The organism is Amycolatopsis decaplanina DSM 44594 (assembly GCF_000342005.1).
GTDB lineage: Bacteria > Actinomycetota > Actinomycetes > Mycobacteriales > Pseudonocardiaceae > Amycolatopsis > Amycolatopsis decaplanina.
The window spans coordinates 307016-323690 of the sequence record NZ_AOHO01000048.1 but is presented as its reverse complement, the minus strand read 5'-3'; the positions used below and the strand labels follow the sequence as shown (position 1 = coordinate 323690).

The window sequence follows — 16675 nt, the reverse complement described above, 5'->3', positions numbered from 1 at the left end:
ACATTAGTTCGAGACGATGCTCACCCTCCCCCGTACGGGTGGTCACGACGTTAGGGTCGGCGACATGCTCGTCTGGATCAACGGCCCGTTCGGCGGTGGCAAGACGCAGACCGCGCACGAACTGCATCGGCGCCTGCCCGGCAGCTTCCTGTCCGATCCGGAGGTCGCGGGCTTCGGCCTGCATCGGATGATGCCGCCGCGGCTGCGCGGCGACTTCCAGGACCTCGCCGCGTGGCGCCAGGGTGTTTTCGAGGTGCTCGACCTGGTGCTCGGCAAGCAGGACGGTCCGGTGATCGTGCCGATGACGCTGGTGGAGCCCCGGTACTTCGAGGAGATCGTCGGCAAGCTGAGGGAGCGCGGGCACGACGTCCGGCACTTCGCGCTGCTGGCCGGACGCGAAACCGTGCTGCGACGGCTGAGCGAACGGGGCATCGTCCATTCCGTGCGGCGAAAGGGCGTGCCGCCGAAACGCGAAAGTTTCGCGGTGTCGAAGCTCGACCTCTGCCTGGACCGGCTGAGCGGCGCGGAATTCGGCGAACACATCCATACGGACACGCTCACCGTCGCGCGGGTCGCCGACCGGATCGCCGCGTCGGCCGGGCTGTCGCTCCAACCGAACACGGACAGCGCGCTGCGGGGCTTCGTCCGTCGCAAATGGACGAGCGTCAAGCACATCCGGTTCGACTGACGCTCAGGCGCGACGGTGGTACGGGAGGAACCGCCGGACCAGCCGCAGCGGCGCGCGTTCGACGAGGTCGGGGCCGCGCACGGCGTCGAAGGCGGCGCCGATCTGGTCGACGACGCCGGACAGCTGCGCACTGTCTGGCATCGGCATCTCCGCCGGGTCTCGTTCTTCGCGGACGGCGGCCGCGAGTTCGGCGAGGGCGGCCGTCAGCAGGGCGATGTCGGCCTCGCCGGGGGCGGGAGCGCCGCGGCCGAGGGTGACGCCGACCTCGGTGACGGCGTCGGCGACGCGTTCGAGTCCGGCGATCACCGGCCACCAGGCGACGGCCTGCCGTCCGGCGGCGGAGGGTTCGACGACGACCTGCTGGAACGCGGTCCGCAGGTCGGCCAGCGCGCGGTAGGCGCGGCGGCGCGCGCGTGAGCGTTCCAGCCGGGCTTCACCCGACGGCGCGAGCACGAGGCCCTTGTCGACGTATCGCACCAGGCTGTCGAGGCTGTCGGCGAGCCGTCCGCCGACCTGTGGCCGTCGGCTGCCCGGCCAGAGCAGGTAACCGAAGAGCAGGACGATCGCGCAGCCGAGCACGGTGTCGACGAGCCGCGCGAGCACGACGTCCCAGCTTCCGGTGCTGGCGAGGTCCATCTGCAGGATGATCAGCGGCGTCACGAAGGCGCTCAGGATCCCGTAGTTGCGGACCTTGCCGACCGCGACGCCGCCCGCGAACACGGCGATCAGCAGGACCAGCAGCCAGCCCTCGCCGCCCGCGGCGAGGACGGCCGCGCCGATGCCCACGCCGATCACCGTGCCGATGCCGCGCAGCACGGCGCGACCGAAGACCGAGCCGAAGTCCGGTTTGAGGACGATGCCGACGGTGAGCGTGATCCAGTAGGAGCGTTCGAACGGGACGAGCAGCGCGACGACTTCGGCGATCGCGACGCACAGCGTGAGGCGGAGCGCGGCGAACCAGGTGAGCGGGCCGGAGACGAGCGATCCCGCCCAGCCGCGAAGGCGTTTGTGCCACGGCTGGATCTCACGCCGTTTCCGGTTGTCGCCCTTGCCTATCCGGGCGAGTCCGGCGTAGAGCGCGGCGAGAACCGGGTCGGCGTCTTCGGGCGCTTCGGGAGGCTCCGGCAACTCCTGGTTCGCGAGTACGGCGGCCGAAGTCGCGATGAAGTGGTCGATCACGTCGTCCGGGGCACGGCGGCCGGCGTTGACCATCGCGACCGACGCCTCGACGGCGGGGGTGCTGGCCGAGAGCAGGTTGAGCAACTGGCGGTACGTGGCGTCGCGGCCCGACAGCCAGGACCGCGCGGTGAGCAGCCGGTCGTACGCGGTGTTCATCGCGGTGGTGAGCTGGTGCCGCGCGACGCGGGAGGTGGCTTCGTCGGTCGCGGAGAGCATCGCGGCGAGTTCGACGTAGACGTGCGCGACGGCGCCGCGTTCGGGGCTGGTGGCGCGGAAGGTCCAGGTGGCGAGCGCGATCAGCAGACTCCAGGCGGCGCCGGCGCAGAAGTAGCCGAGGAGGACTTCGACGCGCAGGCCGGTGACGTGCTGACCGGTGCCGAGCACGTAGAAGACGAACATCTGGAGTCCGGCGACCGACGCGTTGCTGCCTGCCGCGCTGATCAGCGCGGACACCGCCGCGACCCCGACGACGACCGGGATGGACGCGGCCGGGATCCCGCCGGTGATCAGCCCGGCGAAGTAGCCGAGGCCGGCCGCCGCGGTGGCGCCGCCCAGCCGCCGGGCGCGGTAGCGGTACGGGCCAGCGGATTCGGAGAGGACGGTGGGCAGGGCGCCGGTGGAGACGAGCGCGCCGACGCCGATGTCGCCGAGCGCGTAGCCGACGGCCAGCGGGACCGCGAGGGCGACGACGGCGCGGGCGACCATGTTCCACGGAATGGGAACCGGTGTGCTGCGGAGCAGCTGCACCAGCCAATGCGGTGCGGCGATCTCGCGGCGCGTCGTGCTCACGCCCCTATCTTGACTTATCCGTGGCGTTCGAAGCGGTTATCGTCGCCACATGGGCAAGACGTACTCCTTCGAGGTCAACCGGACGAGCAGCGCCTCGCCCGCTTCCCTGTTCGCGCTGGAGGCCGACGGTTCCCGCTGGTCGGAATGGGCGAAGCCGGTGGTGTTCCACTCGCGCTGGGCGCGGGAACCGGACGCGGACGGGGTGGGCGCCGTACGGGCCGTCGGCCTGTGGCCGGTGTATCTCCACGAAGAGACGCTGGAGTACGAACAGGACCGAAAGCACGTCTATGGCTTCGCGGGCCTCGCGCTGCTGAAGGACTACCGTGCCGAGGTCTCGTTCACGCCGAACGTTTCCGGTGGCACGGATCTGCGCTGGACCGGCCGGTTCACCGAGCCGCTGCCCGGCACCGGCGCCGCCGTCCGCACGGCTTTGCGCACCGTGATCTCGATCCTGGCCACTCGCCTCGTGAAACACGCCGAACGCGCCTCGTGAGTGGCGAGGACGGTTCTAACCGTCCGCACCACTCACGAGGTCAGCCGGCGCCGAGGCAAAGGAAGGGGCGCCGCAGCGGATCGGCGGCGGTCGCCTCGGCGAGCGCCAAGGCGGGCGCGGTCCCCGAGGCGAGCCGCCGGTGCAGGTCGGCCATCGCGTCGGCGGCGGCCTTGTCGCCGACCCGCGCGATCGCGCCGATGAGCGTCCGCGAGCCGCCGGCGAGCAGGGTCCCGGCGAATCCGAGCGCCTCCTCACCGGGCCGGATGTGGCTCATCGCGAGTTCGCACGCGGCCAGCACCACCCGTTCCGGCGGCTTCGCGAGCCGGGCGGTTTCGTGCGCGTACAACGGGCCGTCGACGAGCTCCAGCCGCGAGAACAGCGCGTTCGCCGGTTCGTGCGCGCCGTGCGCGACCAGGTGCGCCATTCCGGAACCGTCCAAAGCGGACAGTACGGTTTCGCTGGTCGCGTCCTTCCCGTCGACGAGCCGGGCCTGCGGATACACGGCCCGCAGGTTCCGCACCTCACCGACCGAACCCGGTACACCGGGTCCGCCGGCGAGCAGGACCGGACCGGAGTTCCGCCGTCCGGACGCGGTCACCCAGGCGGTCGCCGACGGCGCGATCGACACCGGATGTCCGTGCAGCGACGGCAAAGCGCCCCAGGGCAGCGCGTACAACGAGCCGATCGGCACGATGATCAGCTCGCGGTTCTCCAGCGTCTTCGCCAGCGACGCGGAGATCAGCCGGTCCAGCTTGTCCGCCCGGCGCCGCGCGGAACCGGTGACGACCTCGACCAGCGGCGCGGGCAGGTTGTCGGGGGCGAGCGCGTCGAGGTCCGCGTGCAACTGCCGCGCGGTCTCGACGATCTCCGCGAGCGGACCCAGCCTCAGCAGCCGGAACCGGCCGCGGTCGACGACCACCGCGTACAGGGTGTCGCGGTACCCCATCAGGCTGACCAGCACCCGATCGCCGAGCCGCTCGACCACCTCTTCGGGTGCCGAGACGGGCCGCGGACGACCCCATTGGCTGGTGTACCACCCGAGCCGCGTCGCCTCCCGCTGAAGGCGGGCGTAGCGTTCCTCGAGCTTCCCCACCGGTTCACCGGACAACCGCCGCGCCTGGATCGTCCCCTGCACGTGCCGCATTTCGTTGATGTGCCGGGCGAGCGCGGGGTCCTCGATGACCGGGAGCGGTTCGTAGCGGTACACCTGCGCGCGTGTGCGTTCCAGCCACGCGAACAGGCTCTTCGCCCCGGCGCCGCTGCGCCTCGCCTTCTTGAGCACCAGCGTCAGCGCGAGTTTGCCCAGCTCTTCGCCGTGCGCCGCGGTCCCGCAGACGAGGTCGAGCCCGCCCATGCGGTCGCGGATCTGCCCGAGTTCCGCCAGCCCGGCCCGTGCCTGCGCGAGCGCCGAACGCGGCCGGTGGGACGCCACGGCGAGTTCTGCCCGGCACAACCGCAGCTGCATCCGGTGGTCGATCGGCGTGGTCTGCCGCGGTTTCGGTACCTGCGCCAGGAGTTCCTGCGCGGCGACCGTCTCGCCGCGGCGGATCAGCAGCCGCACCGCGAACATCCTGGCCGCGCCGGCTTCGTCGCGCAGACCCAGCCCGGCCAATCGGATGGCGAGATCGGCCAGCCGCTCCGGCAGTTTCGCGGACGGCTTCTTCTCGCGGTCCGCCAGTACCTTCACCGCGTCCACGCGAAGCCTGGTCAACTCGGCGATCTCCGCCCAGCGGCCGTTGCCACGCCGCAGGAAGCTCCGCCGCGCGGACGTCGCGAGCTTCTTCGCGAGAACGTGGTCACCCTCCAGGATGGCGGCCCCGGCCCGCGCGACCTCCGCTTCCGCGACGAGATGGTGCGCGCCGTTGCCGCGGAGTTCGGGGATCGCATCGTCGAGATGTCGCGCCGCCTCCTCGGCGAGCCCGGCGGTGAGCAGGGCCTTCGCCTGGTCGAGCCGGACGAGCGGCAGCGAACCGGGCCCGTCGGTGACGAAGATCGAGGCCGCCTGCTCGTAGTGCCGGAGCGCTTCGGGGATGTCGCCGAGCAACTGGGCGTGATCACCCAGGTTGTGCCGGATCTTCCCTTCGAGGCGGCGATGGCCGTACTTGACCGCGATGTCCAGCGCGCCGCTCAGATCCTTGTAGGCACCGTCGGGATTGGTCATCTGGAGATGCAGCCACGCCCGGTTCATCATGTTCCGGGTCAGCAGCAGGCTGTGGTCCTCGACCTCGTCGACCAGGCTGGGAAGCACCGCGTCGTAGAGCGCGAGCGCCTCCTCCAGTCTCCCGATCCGCATCAGGACGACGGCGCGCTGCAGGACGACGGTGAACCGCAGCAACCGCCGGGTTTCGCTTTCCGGCAGCGAAAGCCGCACTCGCTCCGCCTCGTCCAGCCGAGCGAATCCGTCCTCTTGGGACAGGACCTCGGCCTCTGCCGCGGCGAGGCTGATCAGCACTCTGACCCGGATCTCCAGCCGTTCCGGCCCGGCGGCCTCCACTGGCCCGAGGCAGGACAAAGCGCGTTGCAACAGCCTGATCGCGGCGCCCGGGCCGTGGTCGGCGGCGGCGGCCATCGCCTGACGATGGAGGTCCGCGGCCTCGGCTACGGAATCAACGACAGGAAGCTGCGCGGGCACACGCACTATGGGAGCACACCCGCGCCGCATAACGGAACAGCCGTCCGGTTAGAGCACCACTGTCGGGGTCACGACGGTCCGTCGGCAGGTCACGTCACCGAGGTGGATCACGATCTGGGTGGTTCCTTGGGGAACGTTGTCCAGCACGAACCGGCCTCCCTCGTCGGCGGTGGTGGAACTCGTGCCGTGCTCGGCGACGCGAACCTCCACTCCGTACTCGCCGGCGGGCACGAGCCAGCCGTCGATCCGGTGTTTCTTGCCGATCTTGGTCAGGTTGATCATCACGGTCAGGTCGCTGACGGTGAAGGTGATCGTGCCGGTGTCGCTGCCGCGAACACCTGCCGTGGCGTCCATCCGTTCCCAGCGGGCGACCTCGACGTCGAGGTTTTCGAGTGCGAGCGCGAACTGAACCCGCTGCACCAGGTCTCCCGGTGGCGGGTCCAGTTCGTCCATGAAGCGCCCGATATCGGCGAGCAAGGCCTCATCGCCCGGGGAGGTCATCTCCCCCGGCGTCCCGAGGTCGTTCATCGGCTTCCCCCTTCGTGGGCCAGCAGGTCGCGCATCGATTCGAGGCAACGGCCCCTGGTCGGGCCGACACTTCCGCGCGGCATACGGAGTGCTTCGGCGACCAGTTGGTATTCGGCCCGCCCGGCCAGCACGGTCAGCCGAAGGAGCTGCTGACAGCGGTGCGGCAGGCGGAGAAAGGCGCGCCAGACCCGGCGATCCCGGTCGGCGCGGACGGCTTCCTCCTCGGGGGCCGGGTGCGTGCTCTCCATGCTTTCGGCCAGCTCGTCGGTCAGCGGGACAGGCTGGGCGCGGCGGCCGAAGGGATGCTGTGCTTCACGTCTGGTGGTGGTGATCAACCAGGCGGCGAGCGCCTTGGGGTCACGAAGCTTCTCGAGCTGGCTGAACAGGGCGAGCCACACCGTCTGGACCACGTCCTCGGCGGTCAGGCGATCAAGCCCGTTCGCGCGCGCGACGTGCCACACGAGCGGGGTCAGCTCGTGCACAAGTCTGTCCATCGCCTGGCGGTCACCGGCCCGCGCCGCGCGCATGCAGGCGGCATGCAGGTCGGCACCGGTCAGTCCTTCCCATGGCGGGTCTACCTCGGTCGTTTGCACGTCGGTCACCGTATCTGCCCCACTTCGGACGTGTCTTCGTGTCGGCGCTGGCAGTATCGCGGGCCCTTCGGGGAGAAGGAGCGTGCAAGAGGCTCTGGGATACATCAAGTCACTAACTTTTTTGTCGAGTTTCGGTCGTCCCCCTCGGTCTGGGGCGAAGGACAAAGGCACCGGCCGGCGCGAGTAGGTGTGGACTGCGCACCGGCCGGTCCTTTTTCCCTCCCCCCGGGCCCGCTCCCCAACGGGCCCGCGTCCGGGCGTCCCCCTCCCCCGAAGGAGCACCCGGAGGTGATGCCCGGAGGCCCCCTCGGCCTCCGGACATCACCTGTCTGTGTTAGTTCAGTTCACCGGCGGGTTGGTGCCGTTCGGCTCCCAGTTGCCGTCCGGGCTCGTGCCGGGACGGGGCGGGACCGGCGCCGTGATCGGCTTCGGCTTCGGGGTTGTTTCGAGGTCCTCGGTGGCCGTGGCCTCGTCGTCGACGGGCGCGGTATGGGTCTCGGTCGTCATCGGGTGTCCCTCATTTCCTCGACTGCTCCATAGGACGCAACGAGGCTGCCACCAGATACACGCAGAGCCAGCTTTTTCACAGAAATTTCTTAATCTGTGGCAGTCGGGTGACCTGATCAGCGTTTTTGCCACGAAATGGTGTCGCTGAGTAGCTGACGGCTCACGTCCGCGAGTTGCTCGGCCCAGCGCCGGTAGCCCTCGGGACCGGGGTGGAAGCGGTCCTCGGCGAAGGTGGCGGGGTCCAGCATCGCGGCGGGCATCGGGACGTGGACGACGCCGGACAGCGACGCCAGCCGCGCGGCCGCGGCGTCGAGGACGGCCGACCGCGCGCCGAGGACGTCCCGCAGCGGACGCGGCAGTGAGGGGAACCGGCCCATCGGCGGCACGCCCGCCAGCACCACCGGGACATGTCCCACGCGGCGTCGCAGGGAAACGATCAGGTCGAGCAGGTCACGCCGGTAGCGCGTGGCCGAATGCAGTTCGATCGTGTCGTTGACGCCCAGCGCGATCACCACGAGGTCGGCGGGTTCGAGCAGCGGCAGCAGTTCCTCGCGCACCACGCGCGCGTTGGCCCCGGTCTTGCCGAGTGCCTGCCAGGCGACCGCGCGGCCGTCCCGGGCGAGTTCGTCCGCGAGCCGTCCGGTCAGTGCCTCGGCGTGCGTCGCCGCGCCGACGCCGTCCACAGTGGACTCGCCGAGCACCGCGAGCCGCATCGGGCGGCCGTCGCCCGCCACGAGACCGGTCACCGGGCCAGCGGCACCCGGCAACCTGGGCGTCGTACGGCGTACCCGCACGGCTTGCGCGAGCAGGATCGGGGCGAGCACCACCGCACGGCTGATCACGCCGCGACTCTACTTCCGCGTTCGATCGCGCTGGCCTCGTGAGTGGTAAGGACGGTTAGAACCGTCCTAGCCACTCACGAGACCCTCTGACCTACCTGCCCTTTTCGGCCCGCATCTCGTGCCACTTCGCGTACATGTCGTTGAGCTCTTTGATCATGAAGCTCAGGAAGTCCCGCATCTCGGCGACCCGCTCACCCGCCGGCGTGTCCTCGCCCAGCGCCGAAACGCCCTCGTCGGCCGCGTCGCGCCACATGGTGATCATGCGGTCGCGCTTCATGAAGGTGGCGTACCAGAGGTCGTCGAAGAGCCGGTAGTGGTCGCGGCGTGAGCCGGGTTCGCGCTCCTTGGCGACCAGCCCGATCTGCTCCAGGTACCGCACGGCCCCCGAGATCGCGGCCGGGCTCACCGACAGCTGATCGGCCAGTTCGGCCGCGGTGAGGCGACCGGCGTCGGTGGTCATCAACGCGGCGAACACCCTGGCGGGCATCCGCTGCATCCCGATCTGGGAGAGCGTGAGGCCCAGGTGCTCCACGTAACGGCGGACGGCGTCCTCGTCTCTCTGGGTGCTCGAAGCACTCTCAGGCGTCGTCGTCATGAGCACATCCTCTCTTACCCACCCCAGAGTGATCACACCGTCCATACGTTTTCTTAACTTCACAACTTCGTGAAATCACTGTACCTTCAGCTCCATGGAAAACGCCATCTCCATCTCCGGCCTCCACAAATCTTTCGGCCGGACCAAGGCCTTGGACGGCCTTGACCTGCAGGTACCCGCTGGGGAGGTGCACGGCTTCCTAGGCCCGAACGGCGCGGGGAAGTCGACCACCGTCCGGGTCCTGCTCGGCCTGCTTCACGCGGACTCGGGCGACGTCCGCCTGCTCGGCGGCGACCCCTGGAAGGACGCGGCGAGCCTGCACCGGCGCCTCGCCTACGTCCCCGGCGACGTGAACCTCTGGCCCAACCTCTCCGGCGGCGAGGTGATCGATCTGCTGGGGCGGCTGCGGGGCGGGCTCGATCAGCGCCGACGCAAGGATCTCGTCGAACGCTTCGACCTCGACCCAAAGAAGAAGGGGCGCACCTACTCCAAGGGCAACCGGCAGAAGGTCGCGATCGTGGCCGCGCTGGCCTCGCACGTGGACCTGCTGATCCTCGACGAGCCGACCTCCGGTCTCGACCCGCTGATGGAGGCCACCTTCCAGTACGCGATCCAGGAGGAGCGCGAGCAGGGCCGCACGGTGCTGCTGTCGAGCCACATCCTCGCCGAGGTCGAGGCGCTCTGCGACAAGGTCAGCATCATCCGCAACGGGCACACCGTGGAGACCGGCACGCTGGCCGAGCTCCGGCACCTCACCAGGACGTCGATCTCGGCCGAACTCGCCGGCCCGCCGAACGGGCTGACCAGGCTGGAGAACATCCACGACCTCAAGGTCGAGGGCAACCGGGTCCGCTTCGACGTCGAAACCCGTTCCCTCGACGACGCGCTGCGTCAGCTCACCCAGGTCGGCGTCCGCAGCCTGACCAGCCAGCCGCCGACGCTGGAGGAACTGTTCCTCCGTCACTACACAGCCGAAGCGGGCGCGAAATGACCGCGACGCTGGACCGCCCCGCCCACGCCGCCGTTTCCGGACCGGCGCTCGGGTTCGCCGGCACCTGGCAGCTGACCCGGCTGGCGCTGCGGCGGGACCGGATCGTCCTGCCGATCTGGATCGTCCTGCTGGGGATCATGCCTTCGACGTCCTCGGGGACGTTCGAGACGTTGTATCCGACGGCCGCCGAACGGGCCGGGCTCACCGCGAGCATGGGCGCGAACCCGTCGCTTTCGCTGATCTACGGCCCGGCCTTCGACCTCTCGACCGCGGGCGGGTTCACCGCATGGCGGCTCGGCGGTTTCCTCGCGCTGGTCATCGGGCTGATGGCGGTCTTCACCGTCACCCGGCACACCCGCGCCGAGGAGGACTCGGGCCGCGCGGAACTGCTGGCCTCCGCGGTCGTCGGCCGGTACGCCCTCCTGACCGCGGGCGTGCTGGTGTCCGCCGGCGCGAGTGTCCTCATCGGACTCGTCGAGACCGGGCTGATGATCGGCGCGAAGCTGCCCGCCGGCGGAGCGCTCGCACTCGGCGCCGCCACCGCGGCGACCGGGCTGGTCTTCACCGCGGTCGCGGCGGTCGCCGTCCAGGTGGCCGAGTATTCGAGGACCGCCAACGGTATCGGCGCCACCGCCGTCGGGGTCGCGTTCCTGCTGCGCGCGGTCGGCGACTCGACCTCGGACGCGACCTGGGTCTCCTGGCTCTCCCCCATCGGGTGGGCACAGCAGATCCGGGCGTTCGCCGACGAGCGCTGGTGGGTGATCGTGGCGCCGCTTGCCGCGACCGTGGTCGTCGGCGCCGCCGGTTACGCGCTGCTCCCGCGGCGCGACGTCGGTACCGGCATCATCCCGCCGCGCCCCGGGCCCGCCGAAGCGGCGGCGTCGCTGCGCAGCCCGTTCGCGCTGGCGTGGCGGCTGCACCGGGGTCCGTTGATCGGCTGGCTGATCGGCACGGCGGTCTGCGCCGCGGTGTTCGGCTCGGTCGCGAGCGGGATCGGCGACGTCGTCGGACAGAGCGAGCAGGCGAAGGAGATCTTCCAGCGCCTCGGCGGCACGGACGGGCTGATCGACGCCTTCATGGCGGCGATGACCGGCCTGTTCGCCATGGTCATCGCGCTCTACGGGGTGCAGGCAGCGTTGCGGATCCGCGCCGAGGAGACCGCGATCCGGGTCGAGCCGCTGCTCGCGACGGGTGTGGGCAGGCTGCGGCTGCTGGGGAGCCATCTCGTGTTCGCGTTCGGCGGCACGGCGCTGATGATGATCGTCAGCGGTGTCCTCTTGGGACTGTCGAACGGCATGCGGGCAGGCGGTATCGGCGACTCCGCCGGGGACATGGTGGTCGCTTCGCTGGCGCAGCTTCCGGCGGTGTGGGTGATCACCGGCCTCGCCGTGACACTCTTCGGCCTGGCGCCGAAGTTCTCGACGGCGGCGTGGGCGATCGCCGGGCTTGCGTTGCTGCTCAGCCTGTTCGGCCCGGTGCTGAACCTGCCGCAAGCGGTGGTGGACGCCTCACCGTTCTCGCACGTTCCGAAACTGCCCGCCGTGGAGTTCACCGCGACACCGCTGGTCTGGCTGACCGGGGTCGCCGTGGTCGCGCTCGTGGCCGGGCTCATGGGCTGGCGGCGTCGCGACGTCGGCTAGCCACAGGGGAAACCGTGAAGGCCGCCCGACTCCGACGGCGGCCTTCACGGCTCTCAATCGCTCCGGATTCCCGTGGTCGTGCTGGGCGGCAGCACCGTCGAGGTGGTCGACGGCGTCACGGTCCGGGTCACCGTGCGCGGCGCGGGCGTGCTGGTGCGGGTGATGACGAGTGGTTCCGGGGTGCTCGCCGGCACGGTCACCGTGACCGGACCGACCGAACGGGAGGTCGAGGCCGGGGGCGGGGTCGTGCCGACTTCGTGGACGCGGCGCTGCGGCTCGCGGCCGGCCACCAGGAGGGCGGCGACGAGCAGCCCGGTCGCGAGACCCGCGATGGCCGCGACCGTGACGGAACCGGTGGTGGGACCCTGACCGAACATCCGGCACCCCCTCGCCATGCGAAGCGCAGGTACGAGGACTTCTCGCGTCGATCTTACGTTTTGTTACGCAGCGTGCAAGTTGAGTGGGATGTGCGCAACCCGTCGACCACGATCCGCACGAGATGGCGTTCCTCGAGCGAATACCGTTCGGCGGCGAGGCAACCGGCGATGAGGGCGCGCAGGTCGTCGCCGTCGATGTCCTCGCGTACCGCGCCCGCGGCCTGTGCCCGCGTCAGCAGCGCTTGCGACGCCGCCCGGAAATCGTTGCCCGCGCTCGCTTTGAAGCCCAGTCCGGTGGTCTCGGCGAGCGCGTCGCAGAGGGCCCGGTTGCGGGACGCCTGCCGGACGACGCGTTTGAAGAAGTCGAAGAACGCTTCACCCGGGTCTTCGGCTGTCAGCAGTTCGCGCGCTTCCCGCGCGAACTGCTCGAGACGATCCACGACGACCGCCTGGAACAGCGCTTCCTTGCTGGGGAAATGCCGGTAGACAGTGCCCGCGCCGACACCGGCGATGCGGGCGATCTCGTCGAGGGGGACGGCGAGGCCGTCGACGGCGAAGGCCTCTTCAGCGGCCGCGAGCACCTTCGCTCGGTTTCGTCGCGCGTCCGCGCGCAGCACGGGCTTGTCCACTGTTTCCCCTCCTCAACCGGGTCCGGCGTTCCGATTCAACGCCGCCGGCGACGAGGGCATTCCCCTTCAGTGCACCGCGGTCTGCGTCCCGTCCGGCGTGAGCAGCGCCTGGACCGTGGTGAAGAGGTACTCCCAGACGCCCGGGATCAGTACCACCGCGGCGACCGCGAACACCGGGAAGATCAGCCGGTTCTCCACCTTCTTGCCGGTGCGGAACCGCAGCGGCTTCGGCGGCCGGATCTCGTACCAGGTCTCGCCCGCGATCGGGATCGGGAACAGGAACGGGCAGCCGGACTCGGTCAGCGCGTCGCCGAGGCAGTGCACGAAACACCCGGCCGCGACGGCGATGCCGAGCCAGCCGGAGATCTCCGCGAGTTGCGCCGCCTTGTCCGGCGGGGCGGTCCACACCCACCACCCGACCGCCGCGCCGCTGACCGGGAGGAGCCAGTCACCGAGCGCGCCTTCCGCCAGCAGCAGGCCGAGGACGACGACACCGAACACGGCCCACGGTCCGCCTTCGGCGGTACCCCAGGAGGTCAGGAAGCCGAGGCCGACGGCGAACAGGACGGTGTGCGAGAGGTGCCGATGCTTACCGGTGACCTTCTCGTCCCGCGGTCCCTTGGTCAGCGCGTAGAGAGCCGCCGAAACCCGGCGAAGCAGCCAGGAGATCGCGCCGGTGAACCAGCCGAGCAGCCTTGACGCGCGAGCGCCCGGATGGTCGAGATCGGGCAAGAGAGCGAATCCGGCCGTGGTGGCCGCGAACACGACCGCTTGGTGCACCGTGCCCGCCCCGACCGCGGGTGCGAGCGCGAGGCCCGCGCACCAGCCGGTCAGGGCATGCGTCCGCCCCATCATCGTGCAGCCCCCAGGTGTCGCGGATCACGAGCCCACGACCGTAGCGGGGGATCAGGCGGGAGGCTCTTCCGACACGCTGAGGTGCTCGGCGACGCCGGTGAGCTCGATCACTCGGCTCACCTGCGGGCTGGGCACCAGTTCGAGCTCGACCGACTTTTCGGCGGCCTGGCGCTGTGCCTGGAGCACCACGTTCAGCGCCGAGGAGTCGAAGAACGTCACACCGGTCAGGTCGGCGACCACCCGACCCGACGGTTTGTCCGTGATCAGGGCCCCGAGGGTCTCCTGAAGCTGCGGGCTCGTCAGCAGGTCGAGCTCACCGGTGACCACCACACGCGGTTCAGAGGCTTCGGCGTCCAGCGTGATGCTGAAACCGGGCGGCGTGGTGTTCTGGTCCGCTGCGGGCATGCACATTCTCCTCATCAGGTGAGAACCGACGCTCAGCGCCGGAACGCGCCTGTGGTCTCAAGCGACGGCCGCGCCCAGTCCGGACACGGACGCACGCTCTTCTTCGGCGGGTAGGCGTGGCTGTCCCCGCAACGACAGTCCCAACCCTAACCCAGTACGGACGGGGCACCACGATCGCCGTCGCGCGCGTCGCCGACCGGTGCGCGGGACGCGCTCAATGCGCGGTCAGCGCCTTGCGCTCGGCGCGGCGTTCCCGGAGGAACAGCTCGCGGCGCTCGATCTCACCGAGGCCGCCCCAGATGCCGTACGGCTCCTGCACCGCGAGCGCGTGCTTGCGGCACTGCGCCAGCACGGGGCAGGTCTGGCAGATCGCCTTGGCCCGCGATTCGCGCCGTTCGCGAGCCGACCCGCGCTCGTTGTCCGTGTGGAAGAACAAGCTGCTGTCGGCGCCTCGGCACGACCCACGGAGCTGCCAGTCCCACTCTTCCGCCACCACGTTCGGCAGCCGGCTCACGTCAGCCATGTCGGTCCCAGCCTTCCCAGGAGATCGTTTGTCGCCGGTTACATGCCCGCCCCCTGCGCGAGTCAAACGTGGGTTTGGTTTGCTCACACCCAGGGCAACTGACGACCGGCAGCGCAGCTCGAGAGAGGAACACACGTGGTGGACAACACCCCGCCCAGCGGGGAGGGCGCTCAACTCATCGAGGTACGCACGGCCGCGGTACCGCACGTGGTACCGACTCTCCGGACGATCGTCGCGGATATCGCGATGCGCCAGGACTTCGATCTGGACGCCGTCGAGGATCTCCGGATGGCGGTGGACGAGGCCTGCTCGATGCTGCTCCCCTCGGCCGCCGACGGCCATCTGAACTGCGTTTTTTCGTGGAAGGACGGGCGGATCGAGGTGACCGTCTCGGTGCTTTCGGACTCTCCGGAACCCGACGACGAGACCGGTCTGTCCTGGCAACTGCTCACCGCGCTCGCGACGTCCGCGCGGCGGAGTGTCGTCCCGGCCGACGGCGGCTATCTGTCCAGGGTGGAGCTCATCCGGGAGAGCGAGGCGGCCCGGCCGTGACCGAACCCGTCGAGCAAGACGGCGCGGACGTTCCGGCCCTGTTCGAGCGCATGTGCGCGCTGCCCCAGGACTCCCCAGAACGCGAAGTGCTGCGGGACGAACTGGTGCGCGCGCACCTCGAACTCGCGCGCAATCTGGCGCGCAAGTTCCGCAACCGGGACGAGTCGATGGAGGACCTGGTCCAGATCGCGACGATCGGGCTGATCCACGCCGTCGACCGTTTCGACCCCGGCCAGGGCAGCGACTTCCTGGCCTTCGCGGTCCCGACCATCTCCGGTGAGTTGCGGCACCACTTCCGCGACAACAGCTGGTCGGTCCGGGTGCCGCGGCGGCTCAAGGAACTGAACGCGAACATCTCGGCCGTGCGCGAGGAGTTGACGGTCCGGCTCTCACGCGCGCCGAAACCCAGCGAGATCGCCGCCCACCTCGGCGTCCCGATCGACGAGGTCTACGAGGGTCTCCGCGCCGGCCAGGGCCGGTACGGGGCCTCACTGGACAACCTCCTGGAGAACTCGGCGCACACCCGCTTCGGCGAGGCGGACGCCAATCTGAGCCAGGCGGAGCTGCGCGAGGCGCTGCGACCGATGCTGGAACGGCTGCCCGACCGTGAGCGCAAGATCGTCGCGCTGCGGTTCGGGTCCGGGATGAGCCAGTCGGACATCGCGCGCCGTGTCGGTGTCTCCCAGATGCAGGTGTCACGACTGCTGGCCGCCACGCTCAAGAAACTGCGTGAAGGGCTGACCGAGACGGAACTCACGGACGGAGCCTGATTCGACCTCGGCCCTTGTGGGTATCTCGGAGGCGAACAGCGGATCGATCTGGGAGTCTCTCGTGAGGGGAGGTGCGGAACCATGACGATGTCCGAGACGCGATCGGAGGGCTCGTTGCCGGTGGTGTCCCTCCCCCTGCCGGTCGATGTGACGGCTCCCGCTGTCGCGCGACAGGCGGTGCGGGCGACTCTCGCGAGCCTCGGCCTCGACGGCCCGGCGGTCGACGACGTCCTGCTGGCGACCTCCGAACTGGTCACGAACGCCTTCGAACACGGCGAGAAGCCGGACAGGCTAGAGGTCGAGTACTCCGGTGGCAGGGTCACCCTGCGGGTCTTCGATTCCGGGACGGACAGGCCGAAGCTGAAGGAGCCGTCGCCGATGGCGGCGCGCAGCCGTGGTCTCCAGCTGGTCCACGCGTTGTCCGACGACTGGGGACACGAGCTCTGCTCCGGCGGGAAGTACGTGTGGGCCGTGTTCAGTCTTGACCGGACCGACGCCTCAGCTTGAGCGCGGCGTCCGTTTCGGCGATGCGTTCCCGGAGCGATTTCCGCTCCAAGGCCTCGACGGCGGCGACCAGCACCTCCCTGAGCGGGTACGGCAGTTCGGCTTCCAGCTGGGCGGCCGCGGCGCTGGTCGCCGCCCACTCGGCTTCGAGGGTCGGCATCAGCCGGTGCGTTTTCTCCGTCAGCGAAACGATCCTCTGCCGGGCGTCGGTCCCCGGACGGAGCGAGACGAGGTCCTGACGCGCCATCTGCGCGATGGTCTGGCTGGCCGCGGAATGGGTCACACCGACTTCGACGGCGAGGTCGCGGATGGGCAGCGGCCCGTGCGTGACGATCGCGCGGACGAACGGCGTGAACCGCGGACGGTAGTCCCCCAGCCCGATGTCTTCGAAGAACGCGGAGACGTCCGCCTCGGTCAATTCGAGGACGTGCCTGAGCAAAGTGCCCATCCCTCGTTCGCGCGGCGGCCTCCCCACCAGCGGATCATAACGACATGTCGGCGGAGCTGGGATGGCCCCGGAAAAGTGACCGAAGGGGTGAACCCGCCCGGCCGAAGGCCCCGCTATCGCGGTGGCAGGGCGCCC

20 protein-coding genes are annotated in these 16675 nt (G+C 70.0%); 7 read left to right on the top strand and 13 right to left on the bottom strand.

The window, feature by feature from the left end; genetic code table 11:
• The first annotated feature begins 64 nt into the window (after nucleotides 1–64).
• Nucleotides 65–688, top strand: coding sequence for an AAA family ATPase (locus tag H074_RS14140; RefSeq protein WP_007030729.1), 624 nt, complete (start codon nucleotides 65–67; stop codon nucleotides 686–688).
• A 3-nt stretch (nucleotides 689–691) separates the two neighbouring features.
• Here the strand turns inward: H074_RS14140 and H074_RS14135 are convergent, their stop codons facing one another.
• Nucleotides 692–2656: an FUSC family protein gene (locus tag H074_RS14135; RefSeq protein WP_007030728.1), complete on the bottom strand. Its 1965-nt coding sequence runs from the start codon at nucleotides 2654–2656 to the stop codon at nucleotides 692–694.
• 49 nt (nucleotides 2657–2705) lie between these two features.
• Between H074_RS14135 and H074_RS14130 the strand changes: the two genes are divergently transcribed.
• Nucleotides 2706–3149: an SRPBCC family protein gene (locus H074_RS14130; protein WP_007030727.1), complete on the top strand. Its 444-nt coding sequence runs from the start codon at nucleotides 2706–2708 to the stop codon at nucleotides 3147–3149.
• A gap of 40 nt (nucleotides 3150–3189) precedes the next feature.
• Here the strand turns inward: H074_RS14130 and H074_RS14125 are convergent, their stop codons facing one another.
• From H074_RS14125 to H074_RS14105, 6 genes are all read right to left on the bottom strand, one after another.
• Nucleotides 3190–5718: a CHAT domain-containing protein gene (locus tag H074_RS14125; RefSeq protein ID WP_007030726.1), complete on the bottom strand. Its 2529-nt coding sequence runs from the start codon at nucleotides 5716–5718 to the stop codon at nucleotides 3190–3192.
• A gap of 111 nt (nucleotides 5719–5829) precedes the next feature.
• Nucleotides 5830–6309 carry a hypothetical protein gene (locus H074_RS14120; RefSeq protein WP_007030725.1) on the bottom strand — a complete coding sequence of 160 codons (480 nt, stop codon included), beginning with the start codon at nucleotides 6307–6309 and terminating at the stop codon, nucleotides 5830–5832.
• Entirely contained in the window at nucleotides 6306–6911 is a 606-nt protein-coding gene (locus H074_RS14115) for an RNA polymerase sigma factor (RefSeq protein ID WP_007030724.1), read from the bottom strand. The genes H074_RS14120 and H074_RS14115 overlap by 4 nt, the downstream gene beginning before the upstream one ends.
• 330 nt (nucleotides 6912–7241) lie before the next feature.
• Nucleotides 7242–7409, bottom strand: coding sequence for a hypothetical protein (locus tag H074_RS40990; RefSeq protein ID WP_167333168.1), 168 nt, complete (start codon nucleotides 7407–7409; stop codon nucleotides 7242–7244).
• A gap of 116 nt (nucleotides 7410–7525) precedes the next feature.
• Nucleotides 7526–8251, bottom strand: coding sequence for an SGNH/GDSL hydrolase family protein (locus H074_RS14110; protein ID WP_007030723.1), 726 nt, complete (start codon nucleotides 8249–8251; stop codon nucleotides 7526–7528).
• A gap of 91 nt (nucleotides 8252–8342) precedes the next feature.
• On the bottom strand, nucleotides 8343–8846 hold the full coding sequence (locus H074_RS14105) for a GbsR/MarR family transcriptional regulator (protein ID WP_007030722.1): 504 nt from the start codon (nucleotides 8844–8846) through the stop codon (nucleotides 8343–8345).
• 94 nt (nucleotides 8847–8940) lie between these two features.
• On the opposite strand from H074_RS14105, the gene H074_RS14100 reads away from it, so the two are divergent.
• Together H074_RS14100 and H074_RS14095 are read left to right on the top strand one after the other, a co-directional pair.
• Complete coding sequence (locus tag H074_RS14100; RefSeq protein WP_007030721.1) at nucleotides 8941–9837, top strand: ABC transporter ATP-binding protein; 897 nt, start codon at nucleotides 8941–8943, stop codon at nucleotides 9835–9837.
• Nucleotides 9834–11477, top strand: coding sequence for an ABC transporter permease (locus H074_RS14095; protein ID WP_007030720.1), 1644 nt, complete (start codon nucleotides 9834–9836; stop codon nucleotides 11475–11477). The genes H074_RS14100 and H074_RS14095 overlap by 4 nt, the downstream gene beginning before the upstream one ends.
• A 53-nt stretch (nucleotides 11478–11530) precedes the next feature.
• Here the strand turns inward: H074_RS14095 and H074_RS14090 are convergent, their stop codons facing one another.
• From H074_RS14090 to H074_RS14070, 5 genes are all read right to left on the bottom strand, one after another.
• Nucleotides 11531–11854, bottom strand: a complete 324-nt coding sequence (locus tag H074_RS14090) for a hypothetical protein (RefSeq protein ID WP_039922376.1) — start codon at nucleotides 11852–11854, stop codon at nucleotides 11531–11533.
• 53 nt (nucleotides 11855–11907) lie between these two features.
• Nucleotides 11908–12483 (bottom strand): TetR/AcrR family transcriptional regulator, encoded by a 576-nt coding sequence (locus H074_RS14085; RefSeq protein ID WP_007030718.1) that lies wholly within the window; start codon nucleotides 12481–12483, stop codon nucleotides 11908–11910.
• Between the two features lie 66 nt (nucleotides 12484–12549).
• A complete protein-coding gene (locus H074_RS14080) occupies nucleotides 12550–13335 on the bottom strand; it encodes a metal-dependent hydrolase (protein WP_039922548.1) in 786 nt (261 codons plus the stop codon).
• Nucleotides 13336–13389: 54 nt separating this feature from the next.
• Nucleotides 13390–13743 (bottom strand): STAS domain-containing protein, encoded by a 354-nt coding sequence (locus tag H074_RS14075; RefSeq protein WP_007030716.1) that lies wholly within the window; start codon nucleotides 13741–13743, stop codon nucleotides 13390–13392.
• Nucleotides 13744–13957: 214 nt separating this feature from the next.
• Nucleotides 13958–14266: a WhiB family transcriptional regulator gene (locus tag H074_RS14070; protein ID WP_007030715.1), complete on the bottom strand. Its 309-nt coding sequence runs from the start codon at nucleotides 14264–14266 to the stop codon at nucleotides 13958–13960.
• Between the two features lie 135 nt (nucleotides 14267–14401).
• Here H074_RS14070 and H074_RS14065 point away from each other — a divergent pair, with 135 nt between their 5' ends.
• The 3 genes from H074_RS14065 (at nucleotide 14402) to H074_RS14055 (ending at nucleotide 16095) form a co-directional block, all read left to right on the top strand.
• Complete coding sequence (locus H074_RS14065) at nucleotides 14402–14818, top strand: ATP-binding protein (protein WP_039922374.1); 417 nt, start codon at nucleotides 14402–14404, stop codon at nucleotides 14816–14818.
• Nucleotides 14815–15588 (top strand): SigB/SigF/SigG family RNA polymerase sigma factor, encoded by a 774-nt coding sequence (locus H074_RS14060; RefSeq protein ID WP_007030713.1) that lies wholly within the window; start codon nucleotides 14815–14817, stop codon nucleotides 15586–15588. Before H074_RS14065 ends, H074_RS14060 begins: the two co-directional genes overlap by 4 nt.
• 81 nt (nucleotides 15589–15669) lie before the next feature.
• Nucleotides 15670–16095 carry an ATP-binding protein gene (locus H074_RS14055; protein WP_007030712.1) on the top strand — a complete coding sequence of 142 codons (426 nt, stop codon included), beginning with the start codon at nucleotides 15670–15672 and terminating at the stop codon, nucleotides 16093–16095.
• Here H074_RS14055 and H074_RS14050 read toward each other — a convergent pair.
• Nucleotides 16064–16540: a MarR family transcriptional regulator gene (locus H074_RS14050; RefSeq protein ID WP_007030711.1), complete on the bottom strand. Its 477-nt coding sequence runs from the start codon at nucleotides 16538–16540 to the stop codon at nucleotides 16064–16066. The two genes, H074_RS14055 and H074_RS14050, sit on opposite strands and share 32 nt — an antisense overlap.
• Nucleotides 16541–16675: the final 135 nt, after the last annotated feature.

Excerpts from the sequence above, each read along its gene's own strand:
- H074_RS14050 (WP_007030711.1), bottom strand. The coding sequence starts at position 16,540 with ATGGGCACTTTGCTCAGGCACGTCCTCGAATTGACCGAGGCGGACGTC.
- H074_RS14140 (WP_007030729.1), top strand. The coding sequence starts at position 65 with ATGCTCGTCTGGATCAACGGCCCGTTCGGCGGTGGCAAGACGCAGACC.
- H074_RS14090 (WP_039922376.1), bottom strand. The coding sequence starts at position 11,854 with ATGTTCGGTCAGGGTCCCACCACCGGTTCCGTCACGGTCGCGGCCATC.
- H074_RS40990 (WP_167333168.1), bottom strand. The coding sequence starts at position 7,409 with ATGACGACCGAGACCCATACCGCGCCCGTCGACGACGAGGCCACGGCC.
- H074_RS14130 (WP_007030727.1), top strand. The coding sequence starts at position 2,706 with ATGGGCAAGACGTACTCCTTCGAGGTCAACCGGACGAGCAGCGCCTCG.
- H074_RS14055 (WP_007030712.1), top strand. The coding sequence starts at position 15,670 with ATGACGATGTCCGAGACGCGATCGGAGGGCTCGTTGCCGGTGGTGTCC.
- H074_RS14095 (WP_007030720.1), top strand. The coding sequence starts at position 9,834 with ATGACCGCGACGCTGGACCGCCCCGCCCACGCCGCCGTTTCCGGACCG.
- H074_RS14075 (WP_007030716.1), bottom strand. The coding sequence starts at position 13,743 with ATGCCCGCAGCGGACCAGAACACCACGCCGCCCGGTTTCAGCATCACG.
- H074_RS14120 (WP_007030725.1), bottom strand. The coding sequence starts at position 6,309 with ATGAACGACCTCGGGACGCCGGGGGAGATGACCTCCCCGGGCGATGAG.
- H074_RS14080 (WP_039922548.1), bottom strand. The coding sequence starts at position 13,335 with ATGGGGCGGACGCATGCCCTGACCGGCTGGTGCGCGGGCCTCGCGCTC.
- H074_RS14070 (WP_007030715.1), bottom strand. The coding sequence starts at position 14,266 with ATGGCTGACGTGAGCCGGCTGCCGAACGTGGTGGCGGAAGAGTGGGAC.
- H074_RS14100 (WP_007030721.1), top strand. The coding sequence starts at position 8,941 with ATGGAAAACGCCATCTCCATCTCCGGCCTCCACAAATCTTTCGGCCGG.
- H074_RS14105 (WP_007030722.1), bottom strand. The coding sequence starts at position 8,846 with ATGACGACGACGCCTGAGAGTGCTTCGAGCACCCAGAGAGACGAGGAC.
- H074_RS14125 (WP_007030726.1), bottom strand. The coding sequence starts at position 5,718 with ATGGCCGCCGCCGCCGACCACGGCCCGGGCGCCGCGATCAGGCTGTTG.